This window comes from Guyparkeria sp. SCN-R1 (assembly GCF_003932495.1).
In the GTDB taxonomy this organism is placed as follows: Bacteria; Pseudomonadota; Gammaproteobacteria; order Halothiobacillales; family Halothiobacillaceae; genus Guyparkeria.
In genome coordinates, this window is sequence record NZ_QZMT01000068.1 from 1 (window position 1) to 306 (window position 306).

The window sequence follows — 306 nt, forward strand, 5'->3', positions numbered from 1 at the left end:
ATCGGGCTGCGCGCGGCCGCCCCGAGCGTGGCCGCGGCCCTGGATCGCGGGGCGACCAGTGTGACCGACGCGGTCCGGCAGGCGCTGCCGCCGGGAAGCGGCGGGCCGGTGTTCGGCGCGCTGGACGGCGGGTATCAGGTGCTGCTCGACGGGCTCGTCCGGCGCAGCCGGGTGCACTGGGTGCGGGCCAGGGTGGTCCAGCTCGAACGCGGCTGGGTGCTGCGCGACGAAACCGGCGGCCGCTGGCAGGCCGACGCCGTCATCCTGGCGGTTCCGGCGCCGCGGTTGGCGCGCCTCGTCGATGGC

Annotated in this window: 1 protein-coding gene; it reads left to right on the plus strand. The window is 77.8% G+C overall.

Annotated features, from left to right (window positions below):
* Positions 1-306: hypothetical protein (locus D5687_RS11210; protein ID WP_204742200.1), on the plus strand; the 306-nt coding region annotated here is incomplete at both ends.